This window comes from Aldersonia kunmingensis (assembly GCF_001646865.1).
GTDB lineage: Bacteria > Actinomycetota > Actinomycetes > Mycobacteriales > Mycobacteriaceae > Aldersonia > Aldersonia kunmingensis.
Map to the genome: position 1 here is coordinate 1 of NZ_LRRB01000246.1, position 4080 is coordinate 4080.

Genomic DNA, 4080 nt, shown 5'->3' on the forward strand with positions numbered 1-4080 from the left:
GGCGCGGTCTGCGCCGGTTGCTTTGGGCGCCAAACGACCTCGGTTTCGCCCGGGCCTTCGTCTCCGGCGATATCACGATCGAGGGCGACCTGCTCGCCGGCCTGGATGCCTTCGAGAAGGTCTCGGACCCGACCCGCGGTCCCGGCGTCCGCATCGACGCGCAGACCAAGAAGGCACTGGCGAAAGCGGCGCTACGCCTGGGGATCATCGGCCTGCCGCCGAGGCCACCAGCGGAGGAGATGAAGCTTGCGCGCGGGCGTCGCCATGAGAAGGGCCGCGACGCCGCCGCGATCAGCCACCATTACGACGTCGGCAACGAGTTCTACCGCCTCGTGCTCGGCGAGTCGATGACCTACTCGTGCGCGTACTGGGAGCCGGAGACAACGGATCTCGGCGCGGCCCAGTTCGCCAAATGTGACCTGGTGGCCCGCAAACTCGGCCTCACCCCCGGAATGCGGGTGCTCGACGTCGGCTGCGGCTGGGGAACCTTCGCGCTGCATGCCGCACGCAACTACGGCGTAGAGGTCGTCGGGATCACGCTCTCCGGCGAGCAGGCGGAGTTCGCCAGCAAGCGGATGATCGAAGAGGGCGTGGCCGAGTCGGTTCAGATCCGCATCCAGGACTACCGCGACGTCACCGACGGGCCATACGACGCGATTGCGAGCGTCGGCATGGCCGAGCACGTCGGTACCGCGATGCTTCCGACATACGCCGCCGACATGTACGCACTGCTCCGCCCCCAGGGGCGCCTGCTCAACCATGCGATTTCACGACGACCAGGCCCACGGCCCACGTTCTCCAAGACATCCTTCATCGATCGGTATGTCTTTCCCGACGGCGAATTGCAGCCGATCGCGACGATGATCGAAGCGCTCGAAGGGGCTGGCTTCGAGGTACGCGACGTCGAGTCGCTGCGTGAGCACTACGCATCGACCCTGCGTGCCTGGGTAGCGAACTTGGAGTCGAACTGGGACGAGGCGGTCGCACACAGCAGCGCCGGGCGGGCAAGGGTGTGGCGGATGTACATGGCCGGCGCCGCGCTCGGGTTCACCGGCAACCGCCTCGGCATCAACCAAGTGCTGGCTGTCAAGAACAGTCCACATGGGCGTAGCGGCATGCCTGCCACGCGCGGCGAGTTGTTGCGGCCCCCGCCGCCGAAGCACTAGCGGGCGGCAACTCTCTTTCGCTGAACTCATACCGAATCGGACCAGAGCGGAGACGGATCATCGCCACAGACGAGTTCGCATACACGGGATGCGACAACCTCGAGGTCATGGCCGACGCGGTCAACTACAACCGATTCCTCCTCGACTGCGTGAGCGAACATGTCGACTCACCGAACGTCCGGGTGCTCGATTTCGGTGCCGGCGCGGGAACCTATGCCGACATGCTGGCCGAACGCGATATCAGTCCCGACTGCTTGGAGCCCGACAAGGATCTGCAGCAGGCGCTGCGGTCGAAGGGCTACCGCGTCGTCGATCCTGACCTGAGCAACGCCGAAACCGGTAAGTACGACGTGATTTACACGCTCAACGTGCTCGAGCACATCAAGAACGACCAGGAGGCTGCCGAGGAACTCGCAGCGCTGCTTCGGCCCGGTGGCACGTTGGTCGTTTACGTCCCGGCGCTCGAGGTTCTCTTCACCTCGATGGACGTCAAAGTGGAGCACTACCGGCGCTACCGCCGCACCCAGCTCAACAGGATTCTCCGCAACGCCGGGCTCGACATCGTCGCCTCCCGGTACTGCGATCCGATCGGCTTCTTCGCCACGTTGACCTACAAGGTCATGGGACGCAGCGACGGCACAATCAATCCTCGGGCCCTGAAGCTCTACGACCGCGCCGTCTTTCCGCTCAGCAAGGCGCTGCACGGCGTCACGGGCAAGCTGTTCGGCAAGAACGTTCTGGTCGTCGCCACGAAGCCTGCGCCGCACATCGTCGCACCAACGACTCCCTGACCGATCAGGCCGTCGTCGCGGCGAGGAATTCCACGGCCGCGGTCGCGGCATTCTCGGCGGCGAGGCGCTGGTAGTAGAGGAACGACACCGGGAACGGTGGCAAGTGCAGTGGGTCGCCCACTCCGTCGGACATCCCGCGGAATGCGATGAACGGGATTCCGTTCTCCTCGGCCACCTTTGCCACGGCCGCTGATTCCTGATCACTCGCGACGAATCCCGTGCCGGGATCGACCGGGGACAGCAGGGTCGGCAGGAACGACGGGTCGGTCGTCGCGAGGTCCACGAAATCGTCGCGCAGCCGCTCGGGCGTGAGGTGCTCGCATGCATCGGAACCCATCAACGGGCCACCGCCTGGTACTCCCGGAATCGCCTTGCCCCCATATGGATCGCTCGTCAACCCCGCGCCGTCGACAACCACGCGAGGACGCCGTCCCAGGTCCGCCGTGTGTGCGTCGGGCAGTCGTATTCCGCAGGGCGCGAACAAATCCCCGACGGAAGCCGCAGCCGTCAACGTCGTGGCTCTGGCACTTTCCCGAGCGATCGCCAACTGTTCATCGTCCACCCGATAGGGATCGGGGTCGTCGTTGCCGAGATTCCACGACACGGGTACCGCAACATCCCCGATAAGTGCCTGCCCGCTACCGCCCGCGGTGCCGCTGAAGACAATTCGAGAAATTCGATAACCCGCCGACCCGCAGGTGAGCTCGGCCAAGGCCGCCCGAGTCACTCGTTCGGCATTCGCCACCCCGATCCCGGTGATGCCGAGGAACACTGGACGGTGATCGATCCTGCCCCCGTAGATGCGAGCCGAACCGGCCGCCACCGGATCCCCGAGTTGGAAGCGGCCGGCACGCTCGACTGCGACCGACTCCTCGGGATATGCCGAGAGGATCAGGGTCGCCGCGGGACAGGTGCTCGGAGCACCGTTGCCCGCTGGGGCGGCGGCGGCCACTGACGGCCCGGCAACAGCAAGCACGACCGTCGCGGCGACGGCCAAACTTCGACCAATTTTCATTGCGAGAGCTTATGCAGCCCGACCTCGCCGAGCAGCCCCGCCCGGATGCTCAGTTCTACCGGCGGTCGTTCCACTTGGCCTTCAACGCTTCGACTCCATCGTCGAAAGCGACGGGGGCTTCGCCCGATTGGGTGTCGGCTTCGGATTCTTAGGCGTGACAGATAACGCCGCCCGGCAATAACTCTTGCCGGGCGGCGCTATAGATGGGCCTACTTACCGCTGGATGGCCTTGGTCTCCAGGAACTCTTCCAGCCCGATCACGCCGGCCTCACGGCCGATGCCGGACTGCTTGTATCCACCGAACGGCGCGGACACGTTGAATGCACCGCCGTTCACCTCGACCTGTCCGGCACGCAGGCGGCGCGCCACCTTCTCCGCGCGATCCGCGTCGCCCGACCAGACACCGCCGGCGAGGCCGTACGGGGTGTTGTTGGCGATCCGCACCGCATCGTCTTCGTCGCTGTAGCCGATGATCGACAGGACCGGGCCGAAGATCTCTTCATTGGCGATGGTCATGTCCTCGGTGACACGCGAGAAGACCGTCGGGCCGACGTAGTACCCGGTCTGGAATCCTGTCTCGCGGCCATCGAGCACCGCGGTGGCGCCCTCTTCGATGCCCTTCTCGATGTACCCGCGAACCCGCTTGAGCTGGTTCGAGTTCACCAGGGGGCCGAGCACGGAGGTCGCTTCGACGGGATCGCCGATCGCGAAGTTCTTCGCGACCTCGGCAGCGATCGCGGCGGCCTCGTCGACCTTGTCGGCCGGTACGAGCATGCGGGTGAGCGCGGAACAGGTCTGCCCCGAGTTCAGGTAGCACTTCTGCACACCGTCCGCGACGGCCGCGGCGAGATCGGCGTCGTCGAGGATGACGTTCGCCGACTTGCCGCCCAGCTCGAGCGCAACCTTCTTGATCGACTCCGACGCGATCGCGCCGACACGCTTGCCCGCGCGGGTGGAGCCCGTGAACGACACCATGTCGACCTCGGGATGCCCCGCGATTGCTTCGCCCACTACCGGGCCGTAACCGCTGACAAGGTTGAAAACACCTGGGGGCAAACCGATTTCGTCGAAGATGTCCGCCAGCGCGTAGGTGATCAGCGGCGCAACC

At 65.5% G+C, this 4080-nt stretch carries 4 protein-coding genes; 2 read left to right on the plus strand and 2 right to left on the minus strand.

What is annotated here, in order from left to right; all coding sequences use genetic code 11:
• Positions 1-1166, plus strand: a 1166-nt coding sequence (locus tag A8G08_RS19115; RefSeq protein ID WP_068277714.1) for an SAM-dependent methyltransferase, incomplete at its 5' end; no start/stop codon positions are given.
• A gap of 107 nt (positions 1167-1273) precedes the next feature.
• Positions 1274-1957 carry a class I SAM-dependent methyltransferase gene (locus A8G08_RS19120; protein WP_084436537.1) on the plus strand — a complete coding sequence of 228 codons (684 nt, stop codon included), beginning with the start codon at positions 1274-1276 and terminating at the stop codon, positions 1955-1957.
• A 4-nt stretch (positions 1958-1961) separates the two neighbouring features.
• Here the strand turns inward: A8G08_RS19120 and A8G08_RS26820 are convergent, their stop codons facing one another.
• Complete coding sequence (locus A8G08_RS26820; protein ID WP_084436539.1) at positions 1962-2972, minus strand: 5'-methylthioadenosine/S-adenosylhomocysteine nucleosidase family protein; 1011 nt, start codon at positions 2970-2972, stop codon at positions 1962-1964.
• 213 nt (positions 2973-3185) lie between these two features.
• Positions 3186-4080: aldehyde dehydrogenase family protein (locus A8G08_RS19130; RefSeq protein ID WP_157108665.1), on the minus strand; the 895-nt coding region annotated here is incomplete at its 5' end.

Bases quoted from the DNA above. Each gene is read 5' to 3' on its own strand.
- A8G08_RS19120 (WP_084436537.1), top strand. From the start codon at position 1,274: ATGGCCGACGCGGTCAACTACAACCGATTCCTCCTCGACTGCGTGAGC.
- A8G08_RS26820 (WP_084436539.1), bottom strand. From the start codon at position 2,972: ATGAAAATTGGTCGAAGTTTGGCCGTCGCCGCGACGGTCGTGCTTGCT.